The following is a 4,888-nucleotide window of genomic DNA, read 5'->3' as shown; positions in this document are numbered from 1 at the left end:
CAGCGGCCGGTCGTTGAGTTTCGCCAGCGGGCGGAACTGGCCGCTTTTGATGAGCGGCAGGCTCGGCGCGATCCCGTCCACGATGAAATCGACGCTGCCGGTGAGCAGGCCCTGCACCACCTCGGAGCTGCCCTTGTAAGGCACCAGCACCACGTCGATGCCGGCGGCCTTGGCGAAGGTCGCGCCGGCGAGGCGCGTGATGATGATGCCCGCGCCGTAGTTGAGCTTGGTCTTGCTCGCCTTGCCGCGCGCGATCAGCTCCTGGATCGTCTTGGGCCCGTCGCTCGCCCGCACGGTAAGCAGCGAAGTGTTCTTTGCCGTCAGCGTGATCGCCGCGAAATCCTTGAACGGGTCATAGTTCATGGAGGCGCCGGTCGCCGGGTTCATCACCAGCGTGGTGTCCATCGCGGCGAGCAGCGTGGTGCCGTCGGCCGGTGCGTTCGCCACCAGTTGTGCGCCGATGCCGGTGTTGGCGCCGGGGCGGTTCTCGATAACGACGCTTTGGCCCCACATCTCCGACAGCTTCTGGCCGAGGATGCGGATGTTGACGTCGGTCGGTCCTCCGGCGGGGAAGGGCACGACGATCCGCACCGGGCGATTGGGGAAATCGCCCTCAGCGGATGCGGGCGCGCTGCCGATAAGGGTCGCTGCCAGAAACAAGCAAAGCGTCATTCCGGGCGCCGCCGCGCGAGGGGCGATCCGGAATCCAGACGCGAACGCGGAGCTTGCCTGGCTGACCTGCGGATTGCGGATCGCGCGCCATAGCGCGTCGAAGGCGCGCGTGACCGCGCTTGTGGGCGCGCGTCCGGAACGGTGTCGGAAGGACCGGGCGCGCATGGGAACCTCCGGGGCTATGCGAGCTTGCGCGTGGTGTCGTCGAACAACTCGTCCACGGTGAACTTGCGTGGGATCATCTGCTGCTTCACGGCATAGTCGATGATCCGCTCCAGCGCCGCGCGGTTGGCCTCGACGCCGAAGCGATACGGGTCGAGCGCCCCCTTGGGCGCGGATGTGTCGAGATCGCGCGCCGCCTTGAACAGGCGGAAAATCTCCTCCACCACGTCGGGGCGCTCCTTGGCGATCTTTTCGCGCACGATCACCATGTGGTTGACCGGCACGCCGCCGTGGCCCAGCGCCCATTCCTTGTTGGCGTTTTCGGCATCGGGGATCAGCGTCTTGAAGCGCGGATCGGGGAACTTGTCGCCGATCAGGGCGGCATCCACCTCGCCGTCGATCAGCATTTGCGGCAGTTGCTTGGTCGCCGGCGCGCGCTTGACGAACGGCGGGTCCTTGTATTCCGCGACGTGCGGGTCCTCCATGGTGGTGATCTCCACCTTGGACCAATCGACGCCGTAAGACTCCGCCAGGATTCCGCGCACCCAGATGCCGGTGGTCTGGGTGTAGGAGCGCACGCCGAACTTCTTGCCGTTGAGGTCGGACGGCTTCATTACGCCACGCTCGGAATTGTAGGCGACGGTGTGAAGCTGGCCGCGGCCGAGCACGGTCGCCGGCAGCAGTACGTAGGGCAGGCCGTAGCTCTTGGCCTGCAGGAAAGTGACAATGGCAAGCTCCCCGCAGTCGAAGCGGTGCTCGCGCACCATCGGCTTGAAGCCGCGATTGGGGACCGGAAAGTCGGGGAAGTCCCATTCGATCAGGTCGGACTTCACGCGGCCGTCCTTCAGCGCGACCACGTTGGGATAGCTGCCGAGCAGGGTGTGAAGCTTGATCTTGTCGGGGCGTGTCAGCACGGCAATGTCTCCCTTGAATTTCAGCCGGCGGTCTTGGCTAGCGCCGGATAGAGCTTGAGCGCGGTCTTGTAGAAAATCTGATCTTGATCGCCTTGCGGCAAGAAGGAAAGCGCCTTGCGCGCCATGTCGATCAGTTCGGGCAGCGGCGGCTTCGCCGCCGGGAAGTTCGAGCCCCAGGTCATGCGCTCGGCGCCGAACTCGCTGACGGCCTTGCCGAGAAATGCCTCGGGGGTGGATTTGCCCTTCACCGATTGCTCGATCGGGCGGTGCGTGATCTTGAGATAGACATTGGGATATTTCGACAGCGCCCAGAGCGGCGCGGCGGAGGCGAACGGCGGGCCGTCCTCGGCCTCCGCCCGCGCGAAATGGTCGAGGATGACCGGCACATTCGGGAAGCGTTTCAGCACGGTTTCGAGCAGCGGCAGGCCCTTCACGCGCATCTGCATACAGACGGAGGTGCCGGTGTCGCTGGCGTATTGCCAGGCAGGGAAGGCGGCCTCTTCGGCGAAGAACGTTTCCTGTTCGGCATGGGTCGAGCCGGAGGTGAAGATGCGCATGCCGGTGAGTCCCTGGCTCATCCAGTGCTTCATCTTGGCGACGGCATCCGGCGCGACGACGTCGATGGAGAACACGCCGGTGAAGCGCTCGGGGTGGGCGGCGACCGATTCCGCGACGTAAGTGTTGTCGAAGGCATAGGCCGAGGCGGCCTGCACGAGGACGGCCTTGGCGACGCCGGCGGCTTTCTCGGCGGCCACCATGTCCGGATAGTCGATCGGGTGTTCGGCCGACCAGTTCGATTGCTTCCCGAACACGGGCGCGAGCGGATATTTCTGGGTGTCGGTGGCGATAACGTGGGTGTGGGTGTCGATGATCATGTCGGGGCCAGATTGAAAGGAGCGCGATATTAGCGATCCGTTGCGCCCCGGCCTAGCGGCTTCTGGAAAAACCCGCCCCGTCATTCCGAACGCGGCGCATCGACACGTTCATGTTCATGCGCAGCCAGAATCAAGAGGCCCTACCGCTGTCATTCCGGCCGCCGCTGGCGGCGAGCCGGAATCCAGAGGCGGGTTCGGAATTTGTTTCCGGATTCCCGGTTCGCGCTTTCAGCGTGTCCCGGAATGACGGAAGGCATGGCCGCAAAAGAAACGGGCCTGGGCCTAGCGACCCAGGCCCGGCGATGACGAGCCGCAACGCTGCGGCGCCGGCCGTTATTTCTTGGTGGCCGGCAGCACGGCGGCGAACTTGCTGCCGCGCACGCACATCTTGCCGCGCGGGTCCTGCCAGAGCTTTTCCGTCTCGTGCAGGTGGCCGAGCGCGCGCGCCACGGTGCGGAAGTCGTATTCGGCAAACCGCTCCGCGATATCGGTGTAGTAGAGCGGTTCCTTGTCGATGGCGGCGAGGATTTTCGCCGCCAGCGCCGCGACCTCCTTCTCGTCGCCCGACTTGCCGACCGCGTCGGCCTTGCCCTTGACGTAATCGTCCACCTTGGCCGTTTCGGCATAGGCGTAGGTGATGCGCTCGTAGTGTTCTTTCGGAATGTGCTCGGGGATGGTGGCGTCGATGCCGACCTTGGCGCCGAGCGGCACCACACCCGCGCCTTGCAGCAGGCTCGGGTCGAGCGGCTTCGCCCGCGCGCCGGGGATGATGAACACATCCTTGTCGGCCTGCACGCGCGTGGCGATGGCCCATTCCACCTCGTTCGGATCGTTCACGTCGATGTCCTCATCGACGATGACGACGTGCTTGAGGTCCATCACCGAGAGGGCGGCGAGCGCCGCGTTCTTGCCGTCGCCGGGCGCTTTCTTGATCGAGATGATGGCGTGCCAGAACGCGCAGCCGCCGAGCGTGACGTTGATGTCCTTCACCGCGACGTTGGCGGTGCGCACCGCCTGGCGGATCTGCGCGTAGCGCGTCGGCGCTGCGAGCCAGGTGTTCTCCCAGGGCATGTGCAGGTTGTAGTAGATCGCGTCCTTGCGCATCGAGATGGCCTTGATGCGCACCAGCGGATTCCAATGCAGCCCGCCCATCAGGCGGGTGAACTCGCCGAAGCGGCCCTCCGGCCAGGTCCAGCCGGTCGGCAGGATTTCCGCCTCCAGCACGATCTCGGCGTCGGCGATGTAAGGCACGTCGATGGTCTGGCAGGGCGCGAGCTCGACGGGCTCGCCGCGCAGGCCGCCGGCGATGGCCATTTCATCGACGCCAAGCGCGGCGCGATAGCCCGAGCCCATGATCTCGAACGGGTGCGTGCCGATGCTGATCGAGATCGGCAGCGGCTCTTTGCGCTCGAACGCGCGCTGCGCGAACATGCGCATGTTGTTCGGCGTGACGATGTCGATGCCGGTGAGGCTCTTTTCCTTGACGATGAAGCGGTAGATGCCGCTGTTCACGCCAAGCTCGGGGTCCTTGGCGATGACGACGCCGGCCGTGATCATCGGCCCGCCGTCGTAGATCGACGACATCGGGATCGGCAGCTTGTAGAGATCGACGTCGTCGCCGACATAAGTGACTTCGCGCGTCGGCGAAGTCTTCACATGCTTGGGCGGGATCGGCTTGGCGATGGCATCGGCCAGCTTGAATTCGATTTCGCCGAAATTCTCGCAACCCATCGACATCACGGCGCGCTCGCGCGAGCGGATGATGCCGGACACAACCGGTATGTCGTAGCCGATGACGTTATGGAAAAAGAGCGCGGTCTTGGCCTGATCGACCAACGTGGCGATGTGTCGGATATCGACCGCCTGATGCAGGTCAACCAGTTCGCCAGCCTGCCGCAAGCGGTCCAGGAACTGGCGGAAATTCTCGTTCATTGCGGACATCTCCAAGGGCGGGATCGGAAGCGGGCGCACCCTACCGACCGCGGCATGGCGGAGCAATGCATTCGGATGCGGCGCGGAGATTCCTCATTCTGAGGAGCGCCCGCAGGGCGCGTCTCGAAGGATCCTCATGGTTCGAGACGCCCGCCTGCGCGCGCTTCGGCGGGCTCCTCATCATGAGGAGTCGCGACCAATGCGCGAAAAACTTATCCCCGCTCTCCGAACCGCATTTATCCTGTCCGCAGCCTTGCTCATCGAGGGCGTCGTCGATCGCGACGTTTGATGACGGAGCGGGGCGCGGTGTCCGACAACGACATCGCGGTGGAG

At 64.8% G+C, this 4,888-nt stretch carries 4 protein-coding genes; all 4 read right to left on the bottom strand.

The annotated features are described in order from the left end of the window. Nucleotides 1-672: tripartite tricarboxylate transporter substrate binding protein (locus VN004_RS05310; protein WP_325607737.1), on the bottom strand; the 672-nt coding region annotated here is incomplete at its 3' end. A gap of 179 nt (nt 673-851) precedes the next feature. Continuing rightward, nucleotides 852-1,748, bottom strand: coding sequence for a phosphate ABC transporter substrate-binding protein (locus VN004_RS05305; protein ID WP_325607735.1), 897 nt, complete (start codon nt 1,746-1,748; stop codon nt 852-854). Nucleotides 1,749-1,768: 20 nt separating this feature from the next. Then, a complete protein-coding gene (locus tag VN004_RS05300) occupies nt 1,769-2,623 on the bottom strand; it encodes an amidohydrolase family protein (protein ID WP_325607733.1) in 855 nt (284 codons plus the stop codon). Nucleotides 2,624-2,956: 333 nt separating this feature from the next. Then, complete coding sequence (locus VN004_RS05295) at nt 2,957-4,555, bottom strand: UbiD family decarboxylase (protein ID WP_325607731.1); 1,599 nt, start codon at nt 4,553-4,555, stop codon at nt 2,957-2,959. Between the last annotated feature and the right edge of the window lie 333 nt (nt 4,556-4,888).

Origin of the sequence: Pseudorhodoplanes sp. (genome assembly GCF_035565855.1) — a bacterium.
GTDB lineage: Bacteria > Pseudomonadota > Alphaproteobacteria > Rhizobiales > Xanthobacteraceae > Pseudorhodoplanes.
This window is presented reverse-complemented; position numbering and strand designations above follow the sequence as displayed.